General features: G+C 48.8%; 18 protein-coding genes. 4 read left to right on the top strand and 14 right to left on the bottom strand.

The genetic code is table 11. The features are described from left to right. Positions 1-235 precede the first annotated feature (235 nt). The 6 genes from Q0413_RS00490 to nifJ form a co-directional block, all read right to left on the bottom strand. Entirely contained in the window at positions 236-877 is a 642-nt protein-coding gene (locus tag Q0413_RS00490; RefSeq protein WP_298986183.1) for a hypothetical protein, read from the bottom strand. Positions 878-1,181: 304 nt separating this feature from the next. After that, complete coding sequence (gene fldA, locus Q0413_RS00485) at positions 1,182-1,673, bottom strand: flavodoxin FldA (RefSeq protein ID WP_177389208.1); 492 nt, start codon at positions 1,671-1,673, stop codon at positions 1,182-1,184. Between the two features lie 11 nt (positions 1,674-1,684). Then, complete coding sequence (locus Q0413_RS00480) at positions 1,685-2,920, bottom strand: hypothetical protein (protein WP_298986181.1); 1,236 nt, start codon at positions 2,918-2,920, stop codon at positions 1,685-1,687. Beyond that, positions 2,913-3,236 carry a DUF2325 domain-containing protein gene (locus Q0413_RS00475; protein ID WP_297945424.1) on the bottom strand — a complete coding sequence of 108 codons (324 nt, stop codon included), beginning with the start codon at positions 3,234-3,236 and terminating at the stop codon, positions 2,913-2,915. Before Q0413_RS00475 ends, Q0413_RS00480 begins: the two co-directional genes overlap by 8 nt. Positions 3,237-3,354: 118 nt before the next feature. After that, on the bottom strand, positions 3,355-4,047 hold the full coding sequence (locus tag Q0413_RS00470) for an aspartate/glutamate racemase family protein (protein ID WP_298986179.1): 693 nt from the start codon (positions 4,045-4,047) through the stop codon (positions 3,355-3,357). Positions 4,048-4,157: 110 nt separating this feature from the next. Beyond that, on the bottom strand, positions 4,158-7,739 hold the full coding sequence (nifJ, locus tag Q0413_RS00465) for a pyruvate:ferredoxin (flavodoxin) oxidoreductase (RefSeq protein WP_298986177.1): 3,582 nt from the start codon (positions 7,737-7,739) through the stop codon (positions 4,158-4,160). Between the two features lie 369 nt (positions 7,740-8,108). Between nifJ and Q0413_RS00460 the strand changes: the two genes are divergently transcribed. Together Q0413_RS00460 and Q0413_RS00455 are read left to right on the top strand one after the other, a co-directional pair. After that, entirely contained in the window at positions 8,109-8,279 is a 171-nt protein-coding gene (locus Q0413_RS00460) for a hypothetical protein (RefSeq protein ID WP_298986175.1), read from the top strand. A gap of 253 nt (positions 8,280-8,532) precedes the next feature. Then, positions 8,533-9,696: a sugar transporter gene (locus Q0413_RS00455; protein WP_298986173.1), complete on the top strand. Its 1,164-nt coding sequence runs from the start codon at positions 8,533-8,535 to the stop codon at positions 9,694-9,696. 304 nt (positions 9,697-10,000) lie between these two features. On the opposite strand, the gene ttdB is transcribed toward Q0413_RS00455, so the two are convergent. The 8 genes from ttdB to Q0413_RS00415 form a co-directional block, all read right to left on the bottom strand. Next, entirely contained in the window at positions 10,001-10,612 is a 612-nt protein-coding gene (gene ttdB / locus Q0413_RS00450; RefSeq protein ID WP_298986171.1) for a L(+)-tartrate dehydratase subunit beta, read from the bottom strand. Next, complete coding sequence (gene ttdA, locus Q0413_RS00445) at positions 10,609-11,508, bottom strand: L(+)-tartrate dehydratase subunit alpha (protein ID WP_298986168.1); 900 nt, start codon at positions 11,506-11,508, stop codon at positions 10,609-10,611. Before ttdA ends, ttdB begins: the two co-directional genes overlap by 4 nt. Beyond that, positions 11,501-11,971, bottom strand: a complete 471-nt coding sequence (locus Q0413_RS00440) for a DUF2809 domain-containing protein (RefSeq protein WP_298986164.1) — start codon at positions 11,969-11,971, stop codon at positions 11,501-11,503. The genes ttdA and Q0413_RS00440 overlap by 8 nt, the downstream gene beginning before the upstream one ends. 52 nt (positions 11,972-12,023) lie before the next feature. Further along, positions 12,024-12,770: a nickel pincer cofactor biosynthesis protein LarB gene (gene larB, locus Q0413_RS00435; protein WP_298986185.1), complete on the bottom strand. Its 747-nt coding sequence runs from the start codon at positions 12,768-12,770 to the stop codon at positions 12,024-12,026. After that, a complete protein-coding gene (gene larE, locus Q0413_RS00430) occupies positions 12,757-13,539 on the bottom strand; it encodes an ATP-dependent sacrificial sulfur transferase LarE (RefSeq protein ID WP_298986162.1) in 783 nt (260 codons plus the stop codon). Before larE ends, larB begins: the two co-directional genes overlap by 14 nt. Continuing rightward, positions 13,511-14,746, bottom strand: coding sequence for a nickel pincer cofactor biosynthesis protein LarC (gene larC / locus Q0413_RS00425; protein ID WP_298986161.1), 1,236 nt, complete (start codon positions 14,744-14,746; stop codon positions 13,511-13,513). The genes larE and larC overlap by 29 nt, the downstream gene beginning before the upstream one ends. Positions 14,747-14,748: 2 nt before the next feature. After that, the gene (gene larA, locus Q0413_RS00420) at positions 14,749-15,999 is read right to left on the bottom strand and encodes a nickel-dependent lactate racemase (RefSeq protein ID WP_298986159.1); all 1,251 of its coding nucleotides are present in this window, start codon (positions 15,997-15,999) and stop codon (positions 14,749-14,751) included. A 209-nt stretch (positions 16,000-16,208) separates the two neighbouring features. After that, entirely contained in the window at positions 16,209-17,876 is a 1,668-nt protein-coding gene (locus Q0413_RS00415; RefSeq protein WP_297989672.1) for an anaerobic C4-dicarboxylate transporter, read from the bottom strand. A gap of 295 nt (positions 17,877-18,171) precedes the next feature. Here Q0413_RS00415 and Q0413_RS00410 point away from each other — a divergent pair, with 295 nt between their 5' ends. Beyond that, positions 18,172-19,329 (top strand): hypothetical protein, encoded by a 1,158-nt coding sequence (locus Q0413_RS00410; protein WP_298986156.1) that lies wholly within the window; start codon positions 18,172-18,174, stop codon positions 19,327-19,329. Between the two features lie 12 nt (positions 19,330-19,341). Next, positions 19,342-21,933, top strand: coding sequence for a Sec-dependent nitrous-oxide reductase (gene nosZ / locus Q0413_RS00405; RefSeq protein WP_005870833.1), 2,592 nt, complete (start codon positions 19,342-19,344; stop codon positions 21,931-21,933). The last annotated feature ends 1 nt before the right edge of the window (position 21,934 follow it).

Genomic DNA, 21,934 nt, shown 5'->3' with positions numbered 1-21,934 from the left:
CGAAATTCTATGAAATTTTACCGAGAATGAAATTCTTTAATTTCGTAGCGGAGCGAATTTTAAAATTCTGCTCCGCTACTCAAGAATTCCGCAGCATATTATCTTGCATAAAATACTGCTAGTGCGTCTTTAGATGTATCATTTTTGCCGGCAGGCTCCTCTTCGCCATCGGACATTATCTTAAATCCCGGCGCCAAATCTACGCTTTTATCGTTATTGACGACGAAATTAAGCTCTATAGTTGCACTAGACGGCGCTTTTTTATTATATGCACCATATAACTAGCTTTTAATTGCTCTGGCGTCAATTGCGAATGATACACCGCATTTTTCAAGAAATCTAAAACGCCCGGTAGATATGTCTTATCTTTTTTAGGGTCTTGGTCTTTTAGAATTTCATCCTCTAGCGACTTATCGCAATCGATCAATCCCCTCTGATCTTCGTATTCTATCTCACCTTTTGCTTTTATAGTCTCTTGGAATTTCGCGTCGTTTAGTTTACAAAGTTTGTTAGCTAGCTGAAGCAAGCTATTCCTATCATAAGCTTTACCCCCGTAGAACTTCATAGTACTATCCATGTTACCACTTAAAGCATCTTTATTATATTTCTCGCGACGTTCTTTGGTCGCTTTCTCTTTTGCGGCATTCAATGCTTCCATATCTATGTCGCACACCATCGTGACGGATTTTAGCCCACCGCGATCAGCCTTCGACCACGTGATATTTTTACATCTTTTCGACCCCTCGATCGCCGTGCCTATACTCATAGATTTAAAATCGGGCAAAGTATAGTTTTTGACGAGTTCTATCTCGTCCTCACCGCATCCTGCTAACACCAAAGCCGCCGCTACGGCACCCATCATATATCTGAGCTTCATACTTACTCCTTAAGATTAAAGTAAGGAATACTAGCCCCCCCCCCGCTTAAAATTTGATTAAATTTGAGGTAAATTTTGAGATTAATTGTTAAGCATTAGCGGAATATTTTAAAATCTCACTAAATTTATCGGCAACAAAATTTTATGTGATAAAAATAGGCTAAATTTTATTTGCCAGTATGATACAAAAAATTACAAGCAGAAAGAAATTTTAAAATTTTATAGCTTTGTAATTTAGCTAGAGCTTTAATGATAATTCTAATTTGCCGCGAAGCGCACGCTCCGCGGCAAATTTAAAGGAGGACTATTTAAAAGATGGAGCGATCTGCGCTACCCACGCTTCGATGCGGCTCTCGGTGAGGTCGCTTTGATTGTCATTGTCTAGCGCGAGACCTACGAATTTGCCGTCCACTACGGCCTTGCTCTCGTCAAATTCATATCCGTCGGTAGGCACTGCGCCTACGATATTTGCACCCGCTTTTTTGAAGTTGTCGTATAGCTCGCGCATTGCGTTGCAGTAGGCGTCGCTGTAGCTTGAGCTATCGCCCATACCAAAAATCGCGACGGTCTTGCCCGCGACATCAAGGGCTGAAAAGTCAAAGCCCGCCCAGTCGTCCTGCAACTCTCCGTCGTTCCATGTGGAGCTGCCGATGATGAGCGCAGTGTATTTATTTAGATCTGCAGGCGCGATGTCCGCAACGTTTTTTAGCTCGTTTTCTATGCCTAGCTTTTCGGAGATCAGCTTCGCGGCGTCCTCAGTATTGCCCATCGAGCTTCCAAAAATAATTCCAACCATTTGGTATCCTTTTAATAAATTTTGTCGGTAAGCTTGTATGGTACTAATTTCATAATGAAATTTCCCTTAAAGCATTCGCTTTTTATCTCGACGTGGCGGTTAAAATTTTCATTTTTTGGATATACAAGATACACGGCGTCGATGTTTGCTCCGCAGCAAAGCTCTAGCGCTTTTTTTATATCATTATCATAAATGGCTGGATTTTGAGGTAAAATTTTTTTAAAGCTCGTAACCACGCCTAGGCTAAAACCGCTCTTACGAACTACGATGAGCTCGCCTGATTTGCCCACAAGCTGCAGCTGTGCGCCTGCATTGCGAAGCGCGATTTTGCAAAATACGAAGTTGCGAAACGCATCGTCTACGTTTAACAACAAGCCTCTGCGCAAACTAACTATCGCACGAGCCAGCTTGTAGCGGGGATTTGCAGCGAGCGCAGGCAGCGGCATGCCGCGCAGATAGGAAAAGATTATCGCGTTATCCGCCGCGCAAAATTTCACGGCGGGTTTGAAGCGGTAAATTTTACGAGCACCGCGCCCAAGCTCGGAAGCGATAAAATTTAAAAATGCCGCTCGAAATTGTATCTCGCCCTGCAAATACTTGGGCGAAATTCTATAGCTCGCATTAACATTAAAATTATATAGAGCTAGCATCGCCCGAGCTCGTGAAGCCGCATCATAATCCTGCAGCGCCTCTGGCGCAATCTCGCTCCCGTTCGCATCAAAGCCAAAAATTTCGCCGCAAAAGAATTTTTTATTAAAAGTTTCGGCATTTAAAATTTCATCATCAATAAGCTCATTATCGCGCCGCAGATCCGCTTTTTGGCGTTTTTCGCGCGCCGCGATATCTCGTTTTGACGCGGTAGTATCTTGTAATAAAGCTGATTTCTCGTCCGAACGCTTAGCGCAGAAAAAATTCTTTTGCGCGGAGCTAGTGTCGTAAAAAGCCTTTGCTGTCAAATTCCTATTCGCGCCACCTTTTTGCGCACTCTTTGCAACGCACGGCTTAGAGGCATTATGATTAAGTGCGTCCGATTTATCGCTTGAAAACTTTTTAAATTTGCCGCTAAATTTCTTGCTTTCGGCGTGCGCAAAGCAAGTAGCGTTAAATTTGCTAGAATTTAAAAAATCCTTGGAATTTAGCTCGCCAGCTTCATCTTTGTAAGCATTTGATTGCGACGCAGTGTGCGATTTTTTAACCGCTTGCTTGGGCTTGCCGGCATTATTTAAATCCCTTGGAATTTTAATCATCTTCGCAAGGCTTGCAACCGAATTCTTGATTTAAATTGAAAACCTTACAGTATTCGCAAAATACGCAGCTAACGCTTCTTTTAGCGCATACGAGCGGGATTTTGCGCTTTTTTACTTCGCCTTTGATTTTTTTCATCGTGTTGTGGTTTAAAAAGCTCGTAAGCATAACGACGCACTCGGTATCTTGCGGGATCGGCTTACGATTTACGCGATTTTCGTTTCGTGCATCCCAGTGCTCGATATTGCTCGCGCCAAGGTCTTTTAAAACCGCCTTAATGGGCGTAATCTCATCTGCTCCTATAACTAAAACATTCATTTCATCCCCTTTTATGATTGATAGTTGTTATTATAACAGAGAAAGATTAAATTTAACTGATAATATATATAAAAATTTGAAATTATAAGCCGGAATTTTACCGGCTCATATTTGATATTTATTCGCTTAAAGCTAGACTTACTGCCGCATCGATGTGGATCTGCGTAGTATCAAATAGCCACGCGGCGGTATCTGCTTGCGATACGAGCAGCCCGATCTCCGTGCAGCCCAGTATCACGCCCTGCGCGCCGCGAGCTCTAAGTCCTTCAATAATCCGTAAAAATTTCTCTTTGGAGTGCGGTAAAATTTTACCAAAGCAAAGTTCATCAAAAATTACTTCGTTTACCGCTCCCATTTCGTCCACGTTCGGCACGAGCACCTCTACGCCGCCATCTATCAAGCGCTGTTTGTAAAAATCCTGCGTCATCGTGTAGATCGTGCCGAGCAGCCCTACTTTTTGCACGCCACGTTTTCGCAGCTCACTTAACGTAGCGTCCGCGATATGCACGAAAGGCACGGATATAGCGGCTTTTATCGCCTCGTAGCACTTATGCATCGTATTAGTGCAAAGAAAAATATAATCCGCGCCGCCACTTTGCAAAACCCGCGCGTGACGAGCTAAAATTTCGCCCGCCCTGCCCCACTCATTATCTCTTTGGCACCGCTCGATCTCGTCAAAATTTAGACTACTTAGCAGAATTTCGCCGCTACTTAGCCCGCCTAGACGCTCGTTAATTTTGCGATTGATCCCATCATAATAGGTAATCGTAGATTCGTAGCTCATGCCGCCGATTAGTCCGATTTTTTTCATGGATTTTCCTTTTAAAATTTATACGGAATTTTATGCAGTCCCGCGAAATTTAATAAAATTCCGGATTACAAAATTCGCAGAGCCGGAATTTCAACAAATAGCCGCAAAGCTTAAGCATTCTCGCTCGCGGCGCCCGCAGAGACAACCTCATCGCCGAAATCGGCATTCGCAAGCCGCTTGAGCTGGCGGTAACGTCTCATCGCGTCGGCTTTGTTTGCTTCATAAAGCTTGCCCGCGTGCTGTGGATCGATCTTTTTAAGCGCGTTGTAGCGCACTTCGTTTAGCAAAAATTCCTCATAAAGGCTCCAGTCCGGTTCTTTGGATGAAATTTTAAGCGGATTTTTGCCCTCCGCCGCAAGCCGCGGATCGAAGGTGTAGGTCGGCCAATAGCCGCATTTGCTCGCAAGCTCGGCTTGATCGCCGGAGCTGCCCATGCCGCCTTTGATGCCGTGCGCGATACACGGCGAATACGCGATGATGAGACTAGGTCCCGGGTAAGCCTCCGCCGCCATGATCGCCTTTATCGTCGCGGCTTGGTTTGCGTTGGAATTTACCTGTGCGACGAAGATGTTGCCGTATGTCATCGCGATCTGACCGAGGTCTTTTTTCTGAACGCGCTTGCCGCCTGCAGTAAACTGCGCGATCGAGCCGCGGCGGCTAGCCTTGGAGCTCTGCCCGCCGGTGTTTGAGTAAACCTCCGTATCCAGCACCAGCACGTTTACGTCCTCGCCGGTAGCTAGCACGTGATCGAGCCCGCCGTAGCCGATATCGTAAGCCCAGCCGTCGCCGCCGATGATCCACTGCGATTTTTTGTTTAGATACTGCTTTAGCTCTAAAATTTCACGAACCCCGGGCGCGTCCAAATTTTGTTCTAGTAGCGGCACCAGCCTATCTCTGATCTGAGCGGATTTTAGCGTATCGTTTCTGTTTTCGATCCAGTCGTGATAAAGCGCCTTTAGCGCGTTTGGCACGCTTGAGAGCGAGCCTAGCATTAGATCTTCGATCTTATGGCGCAGCGTCTCGCTTGCGATCTTCATTCCCAGCCCAAACTCGGCGTTGTCCTCAAAAAGCGAGTTCGCCCACGCGACGCCGCGACCGTTCTCATCCTTGCGGTACGGCATCGAAGGCGCCGATCCGCCGTAGATCGAGCTACAGCCCGTGGCGTTGGCTACGATCATATGATCGCCGAAAAGTCGCGTGATCAGCGTGATGTACGGCGTCTCGCCGCATCCTGGACATGCGCCGTGAAATTCAAAATACGGGCGGGCAAAGCCTACGCCCTTGACGCTTGATCTGTCCATCAAATCATCTTTGTATCTTACGTGCTCGAATAAAAAGTCCGCGCTTTCTTGCTCGCCTTTTGCGAGTTCTTCTTCAAGCGGCACCATGACGAGCGATTTTTCCTTGCTCGGGCAGTTTTCGGCGCAAAGCGCACAGCCCGTACAATCTAGCGGGCTTACTTGGATCTTATATTTTAGCCCCTTTAGCTCCTTGCCCTTGGCTTCTAGCAGGTGCTCTTTTAAATTTAAAGGCGCGGCGTCCTCGTCCTTTTCATCTAGTAAAAACGCTCTGATTACGGCGTGAGGGCAGACGAAGGCGCACTGGTTGCACTGGATGCAGTTTTGCTCGATCCATTTAGGCACCGTGACGCCCACGCCGCGCTTTTCAAATCGCGTCGTGCCCGCATCAAACCCGCCGTCCTCGTGTCCTAAAAACGCCGACACTGGCAAGCTATCGCCGCGCGCTGCGTTCATCGGTTTTACGATCTTTTCTATAAATTCGTCGCCTTTGTATTTGTCGTTTATATCCGCCGCGTCATCTTTTAAATTTACCCACGCAGGATCGATCGCTACCTGCACCAAAGCATCCGCGCCCCTATCGATCGCGTCGCAGTTCATCGCCACGACCGCCTCGCCCTTTTTAGCGTAGGTTTTCTTGGCATATTCCTTCATATAGCTCTGCGCCTGCTCGAACGGAATGATGCCGCTAAGCTTGAAAAACGCCGATTGCATGATCGTATTTGTGCGGCCTCCGAGCCCTATATCGCGTGCCAGCTTGGTGGCGTTTAGAATGTAAAATTTTACCCGTCTGGCAGCTAGAATTTTTTTGACCTTATTCGGAAGCTTTGCCGCCGTCTGCTCGGCATCCCAGATGGAATTTAAAAGAAAGGTTCCTCCCTCGCGGATGCCCCCGATGACGTCGTAGATGTCCAGATACGCAGCGACCGAGCAAGCAACGAAATGCGGATTTGAGACGAGATAGGTCGAGCGGATCGGCCTTTTGCCGAAGCGCAGGTGCGAGCGCGTGTAGCCGCCGGATTTTTTGCTGTCGTAGGCGAAATACGCCTGCGCATAAAGATCTGTTTTATCGCCGATGATTTTGACGGAATTTTTATTCGCGCCCACGGTGCCGTCCGCGCCCAGACCGTAAAATAAGCACTCGGTCTCATCTTCGTAGCCGAGCGAAATTTTATCTCCCACGGGTAGAGATAGATGCGTCACGTCGTCGTCGATGCCGATCGTAAAGCCGTTTCTAGGCTCGTCTGCCTTTAAATTTTCATACACGGCGATTAGCTGCGCTGGATCAACGTCCTTGGAGCTTAGCCCATACCTGCCGCCCACGATGAGCGGGGCGTCCTCACGCCCGTAAAATGCGGCTTTTATGTCCAGATACAGCGGCTCGCCGAGGCTGCCCGGTTCCTTCGTGCGGTCAAGCACTGCGATTTTGCGCACGCTTTTAGGCATCGCGGCGAAGAGATATTTGAGGCTGAAAGGCCTGTAGAGATGCACTTTTAGCACGCCCACTTTCTCGCCCTTCGCGTTTAGATGATCGACCACCTCCTCAAGGGCTTGATTGACCGAGCCCATCGCGACGATCACGCGCTGCGGCTCACTTGCACCGTAATAGACGAAAGGCGCATACGACCGCCCCGTGATCTTTGAAATTTCGCTCATATACTCCGCGACGATGTCCGGAAGCGCGTCGTAAAATTTATTGACTAACTCGCGCGTCTGAAAATATACATCGTCGTTTTGCGCCGTGCCGCGAGTTTTAGGATGTTCAGAGTTTAGCGCATCAGCTCTAAATTTACGCACGGCCTCGCGATCCAGCAAGCGATCAAACTCGGCATAGTCCATCACCTCGATCTTTTGAATTTCATGGCTCGTGCGAAATCCGTCGAAAAAGTGCAAAAACGGCACTCGCCCCTTAATCGCCGCAAGATGCGCGATACCGCCCAGATCCATCACCTCCTGCACGCTGTCGCTTGCAAGCATCGCAAAGCCGCTCTGGCGACAGGCATAGACGTCTTGATGATCGCCGAAGATGGAGAGCGCCTGCGCCGCAAGCGCGCGCGCTGCGACGTGAATGACGCCCGGAAGCATCTGACCTGCAATCTTGTACATATTTGGAATTTTTAGCAAAAGCCCCTGCGATGCAGTGTACGTCGTCGTAAGCGCGCCCGCTTGGAGTGAGCCGTGCACGGTGCCCGCCGCGCCGCCCTCGCTTTGCATCTCGACCACTTTAACGGGCATGCCGAAGAGGTTTTTTTTGCCCTGCGACGCCCAAATATCGGTGTAATCCGCCATAGGCGAGCTAGGCGTGATCGGATAGATGCCCGCGACCTCGGTAAAGGCGTATGAGACGTAAGCCGCCGCCTCGTTTCCGTCCATCGTTTTCATAACTTTTGCCATTTTTCGTTCCTTTGGAATTATCAAATTTCACTAATTTTACATATTTATTGCTTAAAAATTTAAATGCTTCGCAAACCGAATAAAATTCTAAAGCTTTATCACAGCAGGCGGGCTACAAGCGCGATCTGCTGGCAGTTTTAGACGAGCATTGTGGGCGATTTGAAACGGGTTCTTTCACCGCTTTGAAAATAAATTTTTGCGTACTTTAAGCGCAGATCGCGAGCAGTGGGTAGAGATTAATGCAAATTTAGCCGTCTGGCTTGAAATTCTAACCCAAATATCAAATGACGGGAATACGCGAAAATTAAGAAATTTAAAAATGCACCTACCACAAAATGGGGCAAGTCTCATATCGTTAACAAGACCGGGGTGATAAAATTTAGCCACTACAAAGCCTCAACCGCTATACGCATCCAAGCTCGACGTAGCGAAATTTTGTTTATGGCTTGCGACATCGCGGTATATAAAATTTCGGCGCATTCTGCCAAACACAAGAAATTTTATTGCCACCTGCCGAGCGCGGTGCAAATTTCATTTTAAAATTTCATCGATCGATCGCTACGTGAATTTTACTCTATGCGACTTTGCGTTTTGAGCGTAAATTCTATTTCCGCAAGCTGCGCGGAGGATAAATTTAGCTATAATCCTTCGCTTAGATTTAGCACGAAACGCGGCATGTATATATGGCGCGGAATTTTAAAATTTTAAAATTCCGAGCAAAACTCGAAAAGCTAAAAACCGCTAAATGCGCTAAATTTAAAGTCTGAATTTAAAAGCTGAAAAGAGAAAACCGATGAACGTCCATAAAATAGCTTACGCTAGAGTTATCGCGTTAGCATTTGCCGCCTTTATTTTTAACACGACTGAATTTATCCCCGTGGCGCTGCTAAGCGACATCGCGGCGGATTTTAGCATGGACGTTACGAGCACGGGGATAATCATCACAATCTACGCGTGGGCGGTGAGCATCCTCTCGCTGCCGCTGATGCTGCTAACCTCAAAGCTCGAGCGCAAGAGGCTGCTTTTGCGACTTTTCGTGCTATTTACGCTAAGCCATGTCCTGGCCGCCATTGCATGGAATTTTGCCGTTTTGGTAATCGCGCGCCTTGGCATCGCGATTTCGCACGCGATCTTTTGGTCGATCACCTCATCGCTCGTCGTGCGACTAGCGCCGATAAATAAAGGCTCTCAGGCTATCGGCATGCTGGCTTTGGGCACCTCGCTTGCGATGGTTTTGGGGCTTCCTTTGGGACGCGTGGTCGGCGAGCTTTTCGGCTGGCGCATCACGTTTTTCGCAATCGGCGCACTTGCGGCGGTGGAAGCGCTGCTTCTTTGGAAAATTTTACCGTTTTTGCCAAGCCGTCGCGCGGGCTCTCTTGTGAGCTTGCCAATGCTTGCAAAGCGCCAGATGCTGCTTGCTTTGTATCTGCTGACGTTTTTGATCGTAGGCGCGCATTTTACGACCTACAGCTACGTCGAGCCCTTCGTAGCGAAATTTAACCCCGCAGGCGATCACTTCGTAACCTACGTCCTGCTTGCATTCGGTGCTTCGGGAATCGCCGCAAGCGTGCTTTTTTCAAAGCTTTACCGCTCATTTGCGAACGCCTTTTTGATCTGCTCGATCCTTTTTATCCTAGCCTCTGTGCTGACGTTAAAAGCTTTTGTCGCAAATGACGCGGCGCTGCTGCTTGCAGCTTTCGTCTGGGGAGTGGGGATTTTCGGCTTCGGGCTTTGTTTGCAGATTAGGGTTTTGGCGCTAGCTCCCGACGCTACCGATGTCGCGATATCGATCTACTCGGCGATCTATAACGTAGGTATCGGCGGCGGAGCGCTTTTGGGGCATCAGGTCGCAACGAGATTCGGGCTTGAACACATAGGCGAGGCGGGCGCGATACTGGGCGCACTGGGGCTTGCAAGCTACCTCTATGCAAGCGTGAAATTTGCGGAGAAAAAATAGCGCTAAATTTTACGAAAAAGCTTCCGCGGGCTAGAAGCGCCGTTTTTAAAGCTTGCATTTTAGAAAACGGCAGTTCTATGGGTCTAAATTTTTAAAATTTATCCCTCGCGATTAACTAAATTTGCAGATAAAATTTAATCTCGCGCTCCGTTTTTCCGCCTGTTTTCTTGACCGCCTACGCCCGTGTATATCCACGCAAGGCTCTTAAATTTTAACCATCGCTAGAGCGATAAATTTTAAAATTTATCGACAGGGTGCAAAAATTTAAGTCGCAGAATTTAAAGCGCAAGCCACCCAAATTTAACTACTTTATAAACCCGACCTGCGGTAAAATTTCAGCTAGCGCCGCGTCTTTTTTCTCGTTAAATTTGACCTTGTTCTGCTCAAAAAGGTTATTTCCGTGCGCGTCTATCGAGACGATGAGCGGACCAAACTCCTTCACGCGGCACTTCCACAGCGTCTCGGGCATCCCAAGCTCCGTCCAGTCCGCGCTCTCTATCTCCTCGACCTGCGTCGCAGCCACCACCGCGCAGCCCGCGGGAAATACGCAGTGTATCGCGCCAAACTCCTTGCAGCCGCTCATCGTGCCCTCGCCCATGCCGCCTTTGCCCACGATCAGGCGCACGCCCGTTTTGGCGATAAACTCGCGCTCGAATTTCTCCATCCGCATGCTAGTAGTCGGCCCCACAGAGACCATCTCAAAGCTTTTTTCGCCCGTTTTTCTGATGATCGGTCCAGCGTGCAGGATCGCGCCGCCCCTGATATCTAGCGGCAGCTTGCGGCACTCCTGCACGACGCGTCTGTGCGGCACGTCGCGGCAGGTGACGATGTGTCCGCTGAGGTAGATCACGTCGCCGATCTTGATATCCGCCAGATCCTCGGCATTGATCGGCGTGGTTAAAATTTTCTTACTCATAGCGCGAACTCCTTGTGCGATTTTACGGCAAAGCTTAGCTGCTCGTCCCAGACGATGTGGCCTTTGCGGTGCGACCAGCAGCCTACGTTTACGGCGACGGCGATGACGCTTGGGTGGCGGGCGCAGTTTTCGATATGCACGCCCATGACCGAGCTTGCGCCGCTCATGCCCTGCGGGCCCAGGCCGATTTTATTGATGCCATCTTCGAGTAGCTTTTCGGTTAGCGCGACGCGGTCGTTTGGATTACGCGAGCCTAGCGGCCTTATCAGCGCTTTTTTGGATAGCAAGGACGCTACGTCGATCGAGGTGCCCACGCCTACGCCCACTAGCAGCGGCGGACAGGCGTTTATGCCGTAGCTCGTCATTATGTCCATGACGAATTTTACGACCCCCTCGTAGCCCATACCGGGCATCAGCACGGTCGCTTTGCCGGGCAGGCTACAGCCGCCGCCCGCCATATAGGTGTGTATCTCGCACTCGCCACTACCCGGCACGATCTCCCAAAATACGCTCGGCGTGCCCTTGCCGACGTTTTTGCCGGTGTTGTACTCGTCAAACGTCTCGACGCTGTTGTGGCGTAGCGGAGCCTCGCGCGTCGCTCGCAGTACGGCCTCGCGCAGCAGCTCCTCAAGCTCGCCGATGAGCGGGAAGTTCGCTCCGCAGCGCACGAAAAACTGGATCACACCCGTATCCTGACAGGACGGGCGGTCTAGCTCCTTGGCTAGGCGCTGGTTTTCAAACATCGTTTTGTAGATCTCCTTTGCCAGCGGCTGCGTCTCGCATTCGCTAAGTTCATGTAGCTTCGTCATCACGTCGTCAGGCAGCACCTTGCCCGTGTAGCCGACGAATTTCGCCATGACCTCGGTCATCTTTTGCACAGCTTTTTCTTTATCCATCGCTTCTCCTTTGCTGGTTTTTACTTTCAAATTTTTCGGCGGCGCCCGCCAGGACGCAGCCTGCGGCGTAGCAGAGCAGGTCGGCGAAATCAAACGTCCCGCCGATCATTATTTTTAAAATTTTACTTTCTATGCCTAAAATTTGCACTGCGCCAAAATACTGCGCGAGCTCCAAAGCTGCCGCAAACGCGAAAATTTTAAGCGGCAAATTTAAAGGCGGCATGCTAAATATAGCCCTAGCGAGCGCGTAAAGCAAGATAACGGCCAAAACGTCGCCCGCGTAGTGGCGCACGAAGCCGCCCTTTACGCAGATCGCGATGTAAATTTCAGCCGCTAAAATCAGAACTGCCGCGGCTAAAAACGCTAGCCTCATCCGCGCGCTTTGCTTTGTTTGCGCCTTTTGCGCGAGCTTTTTTGCGCCCTTCGGCCCAGCATTTTGCTCGTTTAAATTTTCCTCTCGCAACGCTTTCCTTTTAAATTTAGCCGTTAAATTTGACCCGCGCGGCGGCGTAAATTTAGAGATGATTTACCAGGCTCGCGTTATACGCGGCGCCAAAGCCGTTGTCGATATTTACGACGCTCACGCCGTTTGCGCAGCTGTTTAGCATCGCTAGCAGCGCCGCCAGCCCGCCGAAGCTCGCTCCGTACCCTACACTGGTGGGCACCGCGATCACCGGCACGCTAACAAGCCCTGCTAGCACGCTAGCTAGCGCGCCCTCCATGCCCGCTACCGCGATGACGATCTTTGCGCCGCGTATCTCGTCTAAATTTGCGATTAGCCTGTGCAGCCCAGCCACGCCCGCGTCGCTAAATTTACGCGCGTCGTTACCTAGAAATCTCGCCGTTTCGTACGCCTCCTCCACGACCGCGCCGTCGGCGGTGCCTGCGGAGACTATCGCGATGTAGCTTTGCGTGAGTGCGGGTTCTTTAAATTTGACGCTGATGACGCGACCGCGAGCGTTAAACTCCACCTGCGGCAAGATTTCATGCACACGCTTAAAAACCCGCTCGTTGGTGCGCGTGATTAGGATATTTTGCCCTCTCGCGCCGATCGCACCAGCGATACGTAAAATTTCATCATCCGTTTTACCCTCGCCGTAGATCACCTCGCCCGCACCGTTTCGCAGTGCGCGCTGAGTGTCGATCTTGGCGCAGCCCACGTCCTCGTAGGGGTAGTTTTTTAGGTATTTTAGCGCCTCTTGCTCGCTAACGCGGCCGCTTTTTATCCCCGCGAAAAGCTCTAAAATTTCATCCTCTCTCATGCAAAACATCCTCTCTAAGCCCCTTTAGATCGAGCGTCACATCCGCTGCGCCAAGCGTCACGAGCTGTCTAATGACGCTTTTAAATTTAGCGTCGTTTAGGAAGTCTCGCATGCTAGAAAAGGGCATTTGCAGCTTTATATTTTTGCGGTCGCACCGCGCGCGGACGTTTGCGTAGCCGCTTGCGATGAGTAGATTTTCCGCAGCTTCGATCAAATTTAGCTCGCTCTCATCGATCTCGCGCCCGTGCGGCAGGCGCGTTAGCAAGCACGCGTAGCCGGGCTTTTCGGCGGTGGGTAAGCCCAGCTCGCGCGATAGCTCGCGGATTTCTGATTTAGTTAAATTTATCAGCGGCGAGAGCACGCCTAGCTCCTCTTTTGCTTTGAGCCCGGGGCGGTATTCGCCCAGATCGTCTCGGTTTGTGCCGTCTGCGACACGGCTAAATCCAAGCTCGCGGGCGCGCTCGATTAGACGCGAAAATACCGCCTTTTTGCACAGATAGCAGCGGTTTTCTGGATTATCTTTGGTCCCCTCCGCGATGCCTAGCTCTAAAATTTCGTGGCGGATGCCGTAAAATCTAGCAAATTCCACGGCTTCGGCGATCTCGCGCGAGGACATGTAGGGCGATCTTATCGTTATGCCGATCACTCGCGCACCCAGCGCGTCGTGCGCCGCGCGTAGCAGTAGCGAACTGTCCGTGCCGCCGCTAAATGCAACCGCCAGCTCGCCCAGCCCGCGCAGATCAGCCTTTAGTTTTTCTAGTTTCGTCATAGATTTTCAGCGCCTCTTTTCGCACCCGCTCGATCGTCGTGCCGTGCGCGAGCGCCGCGGCCTTGCAGTCGTCAAATTCGGGCTTTGCCTTTTGCGTTTGGCCGCTGCCAGAAATTTTAAGCCCTGTCTCGCCGAATTTCGTCTGCACCCGCGCAAACTCGCGCTTTAGTTCGGTTTTAGCTACCTCTACCTCGCGAACGCCGATCGCGGTGGTGTAGGTAAATATCAGATCCTTTAAAATTTGCGCGTCCTGCTTGCGGCACAGCGCGTTTAGCTCAAAGCCCATGCGCCCCTTTTTCATAAAAATAGAGCGGCTAAACACGTCTAGCGCGCCGTTTTCGCGCAGAATTTCGCACGCAAAGGCAAAGCTCTCGGCGTCCATATCGTCGATGTTCGTGGAGATTAAAATTTGCTTGCAAAGCTCGCCGTAGCCCGAGCGCGCGTCTAAATTTCGCTCGTCTAAATCCTCGTCAACCTCGCAGATCATCGCGCGAAGCACGTTTGCAAAGCCCGCTGCGTCCTTGCTGCCCGCGCCGTAGCCGATCTTTTCTATCCTAAAGCTCGCATTGTCCGTAAATTCGTCCGCGCAGGCCTTTAAAATCGCCGCACCCGTTGGCGTAGTCATCTCGAAATTTGCGCGTCCGAGGCTTACGGGCACGCCTTTTAAAATTTCGCAAACGGCGGGTGCTGGCACGCTAAGCGCACCGTGATCGCAAACCGCTACGCCGCCGCCAAGCTCGATTTTGGAGCTTACGACGCGCGAGACGCCTAAATTTTCAAAAAGATACTCGAGGCAGATCGCCGCGCCTGCGACGTCCGCGATGCTATCGATCGCGCCGACCTCGTGAAAATGCACCCGCTCTATGTCCGTGCCATGAACTTTGGCCTCGGCCTGCGCAATCGTGTGAAATATCGCGCCCGCTCTTTGCTTGCAGCTCTGGCTTAAATTTGAACTCTCTAAAATTTGCCTGATGTCCGCGTAGCTTCTGGCGTGAGGCTGCGATTTTAGCGGCACGACGTCGATTTTGGTCGCGGCGATGCCGTTTTTTAGCACGTTTTTGCGCTCCAGCTTAAATTCGCCGGCCAAATTTAATTTCTCTAGCTCGGCGCAAAGATAGCCAAAATCCACGCCGAGCTCCACCAGCGCGCCTAAATTCATATCACCGCTGATACCCGCGCTAGCGTCGTAATATAAAATTTTAGCCAAGCCTAGGCCTTAGGCACCGTCATCGAGCCAAACGGCAGGATGATGATTTTTGCGTCCGCGCCCTTTTGCGCGAGCGCGTCGTCCACGGCCTTTTGGATGTCGTGGTATGGTTTTAGATGTACGGCTCGCATCTCATCGTCGCTTAGATCACTCACCGCCCAGGTCTGCGCCCAGAGCGAGATTTCGGCCATCTTAGCGGCCTTGTGATAGCCTAGCTTAAAGCCAGCGCTGATCTTTTCGAGCACCTTTTTGGGCGTGTCGGCGGAGGCCATCAGATCAAAAAACGGCTTTGGTCCGATGCCCGTGCGGCACTTTGCGACCATGATTAAAATTCCGTCCTGTGCAAGCGCTAGTTTGCCGTTGTCTAGGGCTTTTTGCGCCTGATAGAGATCGACGTCCATCGGATAGGGCGCGACCGAGATCACGATATCTGCCTTGCGCGGGATATTTACGCAAAAAACCTCGTCGGCCTTTTTCACGCAGTCGTAAAAGCTGTCGTTTAGGTGTCCCGCGCTTGCGTAATACACGCCGTGCTCGCTGTCAAGCACCGTCTGGATCGAAAAAACGTCGATGTGCGCGAGAACTTTCATCGCGTCGATCATATCTTCGTGCACGGGGTTGCCCTCTAGTCGCAGAGCTTGCGCGTCGGCACTAAGAGCGAGTTTGTGGTTTTGCGTGATGCTCTCGTACGACGCGGTGCCCGGCAAAAAGGCCTTTCTGCCGCCCGTGTAGCCCGCGAAATAGTGCGGCTCGACCGAGCCTATAACGATCACTTTTTTCGCTTCGGCTACGATTTTGTTTAGATACATCTGCGTGCCGTTTTTGCTCTCGCCTAAAAAGACCATCTCGTCGTGCTTGGAGTCGTGATCATGAACTTCGTTTTTGGCTCTGATCTCCGCGTAAATTTCTTTGCCGAAGATCATCTCGTATTCTTCCTGCGTGCCCTCTCTGTGGCAGCCCGTGGCGATGATGAAAATTTTATTTTTATCGCGGATTTTCGGGTAAATTTGCTTTAAAATTTTTGCCGTCGGCGTCGGGCGCGTGCCGTCGTTTACGATGACGACGATCTTTTGCTCGCCTGCTATAAACTCGTCAAAGCTTTTTTGATTTATCGGATTTGCCAGAGCCTTTGCGATGAGCGCCGTTTCGTCAAATTTAGCCACGGGGTTTGGATCGAAAACGCCGAGCAAATTTTTCTCGTTTATCTCTAAGCTTAGATGATCATCTTTGCCGTATGCGATAGGGATTTGCATATCTGCCTCCTATGTGGAATTTGGCGGGATTATAACGTAAATTTTATTTAAAACGAATTAGCCTAGAGCGGGTTATGAACGGAATTTAGAAAGCTTTAGAATTTAAAAATTTAGAGCATTTAAAATTTCAAAATTTTATCAAATTTTATAAAGCCGCTGGAGTTTGAAATTTAAAGCTCGCGAGCCGTCTGCCCGCGAGCATATAGCTATTATAAATAGCCGTAAATATGAGCGAAGATAAAGCCCATCGCGCATGAAGTAAGAACGCCTATTAGCCCAGGGAAAATGAAGCTGTGGTTGATGACGAATCTGCCGATGTGCGTAGTGCCGGAGCGGTCGAACTGGATCGCCGCAAGATCGCTCGGATAGGTAGGTAGGATATAGTATCCGTAGCAAGCCGGTGCAAACGCAATAATAAGGCCCGGATCAATACCGATGCTAACCGCTAGCGGTACGAAAGTAGCAACCGCTGCTGCTTGAGAGTTAAGGAATTTACTAATCAAAAGCGAAACGATGACATACGTCCACGGGTAGGCCTTAACGACCTCACCAAGGGATGCCTTAAGCATTTCGATATGAGCAGTAAACATAGTCTCCGCCATCCATGAAATTCCATAAATGGCTACGAGCGCGATCATACCGCTATGAAAAATTTCGTTTTTAGCGATATTGCCCGCTTTTATGCCAGAAACGATCATCATGATGGATGCTGCAAGAAGCATGAAAATTTGAATGGTTAAGACCATATTTAAATTTGTGGTCTTTTTCATAGTATCTTTTACGACTATGCTTGCGTTTGCGATACTTTCGCTCTTATCACCTGTCGTAATTACTACATTTCCGTCCTGAGCGACGATGCTTTGAGTAAGCTTTTTATCTTTGTCGTAAATTTCGACGCTATTAAATTTCGTCGCATCTTTGGCTTTAGACTCTTTGACGTTTGAGACGACCTTACCGCCGTCCACCATAGAAATGACCTGACCATCTTTGATCGTGATATTTTTGACCGTCTTTTTATCGACGATGATCTCTACGGATTTGCCCGGGACATTTTTAGTCCACGCAGGACGCAAGCTTTTTTCGTAACCTAAAACCGCAACTAGCGCAATAGTGGCTAAGAATATCCACATGCAAACCCACTTAATCCTAGGAAGCTTTTGACCTAACAATGTCGTGCTTTCGCCGTAGATATATTTTTTCTGCTCTGGATCTTTGATCTTTTCTTGAAATTCCGGATCTTTATCTAGATCTTTACCTCTAAAAATCGACCACGTTCCGATCGCAAGCATACCGATGAAAGTAGAAGGGATTGTTAATTTAAGTAGATCCAAATACGTACTAAAGCCCTCGATATGCACGCCTTGACCTAGCAAGATCGCGACCATCGAAACGCCGGCAACCGAAACGGGGCTAGCGATGATAGCAAGCTGCGAGGAGATTGTAGAAGCAGCCATCGGGCGCTCAGGGCGAATTCCATTTTTAATAGCTACGTCATAGATGATCGGAAGCAGCGTATAGACGGTGTGTCCGGTTCCACATAAGATTGTAAGCGTCCACGCAACAGTTGGAGCGATGATGCAAACCATCTTCGGATGCTTACGAAGCAATTTCTCCGCTATTTGAAGCATTACATCAAGGCCTCCCGTAGCCTGTAGCGTTGCACTTGCTACGACAACTGCGAGGATAGTTAAAATAACGTCCACTGCCGGCTTACCCGGCTCTAATCTAAATCCAAACACTAAGATCACTAAGCCTATACCGCCTAGAATTCCCAGCGCCATACCGCCTTTTTTAGCACCATAAAACAAACAGCCCAATACTATAATGAGCTGCAAAAAGAATTGAGTGCTTTCAGACAAACTTGTCAGAAACTCCATAGTTTCTCCTTCAGTAAAATTTAAAACAAACTTTGGCGATTATACTAACTTTTTATTTAAACAAAATTAAAGGAGCGTTACGAATTGTAAAAATCTATCAAAATAAAAATTTACTGAAATTATAATTTTAAAGCAGAATTTATAGCGAAATGTGAAAAATAAAATTTCACTTAGAACTGTTTTTACATCATAAAATTTCGCAACTTTTAAGAAAACTTAGAATTCCATTATAGCTCAAGCTTTAAACCGATTTTTAAGCCTTGGAGTAGTATCATTTCACAAAGAGCGGATTAAGATGAATTTTATAAAATTTTGTATTGCCTTTTTGATTTGTTTATCACAGATGGCAATAGCTGGTAGCTTTGATCTAAATGCCACGCTGCGTTTGGGCGCATTCGACGCAAGCTCGCACCGACTGCTTTTATGCGGCAGTGGCGGCGAGCTTAGGATGTTTGATACTGCTAAATGGGATGTGGAGTTCGCGCAAAAATACAGCGATAACGAAATCACGGCTCTAAATTTTAAAAACGGCAAAATTTATCTAGCTTGGGGCGGAGCCGAAATCGCGGTGCTAAACGATAGATTAAAGTTTTTACGCACGCTTAAGACGGGGCGTAGCGGCACAGCCCAAATAGATGCGATCTATGCCGCAAAAGACGCGATTTACGCGGTAGTGGATAAGAATCAACTAATAAGATTAGACGAGGACCTTGATAACAGCGCGGATGGCGGCTACGCCCCAAGAGAAAATTCCACCGCGAACGGGCAATCTTTAAATAAAAATTCCGCCCCAGATGGGCTGCGCGGAATTTCGTTTCATTACGGCAGGATCAATGCCGTTAGCCTAGGCGCTAACGGACTTTGCGTCGCAAACTGGAACGGCGTAGCCTGTTTTAGCGCAGATCTTTTTGCGACTAAATTTAGCGGCAGCGATACAGCGCCTAATCGCGCCGCGCAGGGAGAGCTTAGTGGCGTGAAATTTAAAGATGCGGAATTTAATAGCACGAGAATCGTGCAAGCCTCCGAGCCAAACGAAACGAAAGCTGGCGGCGCAAAGAGCGCGGAATTTAAAGGCTCGGAATTCAAAGGCGCAAAATTTCAAGACGAGGGGCTTAAAACTCGAAGCGAAATTTCAGCCGAAGCTGGCGATAAAAATTTAAGCGGCTCTATCGCCACTGCGCTTGCAGACTGCGACGGGACGCTATTTGCAGGCGATATAGAGGGGAATTTTATAAATTTAAAAAGTAGCGAGCGCAAAAGCGTGGGCTCTTGGATCAAATCCATCGTGTGCGCCCACGGCACGCAGTTTATCGCTACTAAAGATAAAATTTACGAAAATCAAAAAGTAGGATTAAAGGAGGTTGTGGATTTAAAAAGCGAATTTTTAGCGATGTACGCAGACGGGGAAGCGATCCTCGTAGTCAGCAAATCAGGTAAAATTTTAAAATTCTAAGAAAGGATTAGTATGTTAAAAAGTTTCAAACCCGTGCTTTTGGGCTCGGTTTTGTTCGCCGCAAGCGCCCTGTGTGCCGCAGATAGCGACCTAGAGCGCGTGATGAAAGAACGAAATTTAAGCGAAAAAGACGTTTTAGCGGCGGCTAAGACCTATCAGCCGACCGGTAGGAAGGACGATTATATGGTCTTCTCTTCCGGCGGTCAAAGCGGACAGGTGATCGTTTACGGCGTGCCGTCGATGAGGATCTACAAATATATCGGCGTATTTACCCCGGAGCCTTGGCAGGGATACGGCTTTGATGAGGAGAGTAAGGCGGTCTTAAGATCGGGCTCTATTAACGGCAAAGAGATCAACTGGGGTGATACTCACCATCCAAATTTCAGCGAGAAAAATGGCGAGTATGTGGGCGATTATCTCTTTATCAACGATAAGGCAAACCCAAGAATCGCGGTTATAAATTTATCCGATTTCGAAACTACTCAAATAGTCGTAAATCCCGTAATCAAAAGCGATCACGGCGGCTCTTTCGTAACGCCTAATACCGAATACGTCATCGAAACCAGCCAATACGCAGCCCCTTTTGATAACGACTGGCACCCAATCGAGGAGTATCAAGCAGTCTATCGCGGTGCGGTAACGCTATGGAAATTTGACTACGATAAAGGCAAAATCGACGTAAATAAATCCTTTTCTCTAGAGCTTCCTCCATATATGCAAGATCTAAGTGACGCAGGTAAGGGCGAGAGCTTCGGCTGGGCGTTTACCAACAGCTTCAACTCCGAAATGTACACAGGCGGCATCGAAAAGGGTCTGCCTCCGATGGAAGCCGGTATGAGCCGCAACGATACCGACTACTTGCACGTTTACAACTGGCAAATTCTAGAAAAACTTGCTCAAGATAGCAAAAACTACAAGGTCGTAAACGGACACAGAATCGTTACGATAGATGCCGCCGTAAAAGCGGGAGCGCTATTTTTGATCCCTGAGGCTAAATCCCCTCACGGCGTCGATGTTAGCCCTGATGGTCGCTATATCATTATCGGCGGTAAACTAGATACTCACGCTAGCGTTTATGATTTTAAAAAGATCAAAGAGCTAATTGATAAAAAAGAATATGCAGGCAAGGATCCATACGGAATTCCGATCCTAGATATGCAAAAGACGCTTCACGGACAAGCAGAGCTTGGTCTTGGACCTTTGCATAACACCTTCGATTCGCAAGATGGCGTAATCTATACATCGCTTTACGTTGATAGCCAGATCGTAAAATGGAACTACAAAACGCTAAAGGTTTTAGATAGGATCAATGTTCACTACAATATCGGACACCTTGATTCTATGGAGGGCAAATCCTCAAAGCCTGTCGGCAAATACGTAATCGCGCTAGATAAGCTTTCGATCGATAGATTTAATCCTATCGGACCGCTTCATCCGCAAAATCACCAGCTCATCGATATTACAGGACCTAAAATGGAGATGCTTTACGATCTTCCTATCGGTCTAGGCGAGCCGCACGACGTAGTTTCTATCGCAGCTAGTAAGCTTCATACGAAACCTACCTATACTATGGGAACGAACTCTCGTACCGGCAAGCAACACCCTGCTATGACGCTAGCAGGTCAGGAGCGCATCGAGCGCGACGGCAAAAACGTAAAAGTCTATGCTACAGCGATCCGCAGCCATATTAATCCTGAGCACATCGAGGTTAATAAGGACGATAACGTAACGATCTATATGACAAATTTAGAGCGTGCCGAGGACGAAACTCACGGCTTTACGGTTGATGATTATGATCTGCATATGTCGCTTGAGCCGGGTAAGACTGCGAGCGTAAATTTCATCGCAGATAAAGAAGGCGTATTTCCTTTCTACTGCACGGAATTCTGCTCTGCGTTGCACCTTGAGATGTTTGGATATCTATACGTAAAAGATCCGAATAAAAAATACACTTCAGCTAAAGCTTCTATGCTAAAAGCTCTTAGCCCAGAGGCTCTAAAAGCTGAATACGACAAGGTAGTAGCTACGAATAAAGCCACCGATGATGTTATTCAATCAGTCGTTAAATTCTTAAAAGAGAAAAACTACGAGAAATATCCTAAGGTCAAGGCTTTAGTCGATGATGCGCTAGATCAATACGGCAAAATTCCTGAAACCAAAGCCAAGGCAGACGCCGCGGTAAAAGCAGGCGATATGAACGGCGCGATACTTTGGGAAGGTCAAGTTTGGCAGTATTTAGTAAAAACCGCGGATGTCGGACTTCGCGCTAAAAACAACCTAATCCGCGAGCTCTCCACTCCTATGAGCGAGGCTGCATCTAACGGCGAGAAGGCCTACCTACGCGGAGGCTGCAACGGCTGCCACGTCATCGGTCAAGTAAGCTCGGGTCCTGATCTAACGGGCGTCCTACTCCGCCATGAAAACGGCGAAAAATGGGTAGCCGATTTCATCAAAGACCCTGCTAAATTCTACGAAGACGACTACGTTAAGGCAATGATAAATTACTTCAACCTTCGCATGCCAAATCAGCATATGAAAGACGAAGAGATCAAAGATATCATCGAATACCTAAAATGGGTCGATGAGAATGCGGGTCTTAACTAGC

This window comes from uncultured Campylobacter sp., from assembly GCF_938045465.1.
Taxonomy (GTDB): domain Bacteria; phylum Campylobacterota; class Campylobacteria; order Campylobacterales; family Campylobacteraceae; genus Campylobacter_B.
This window is presented reverse-complemented; position numbering and strand designations above follow the sequence as displayed.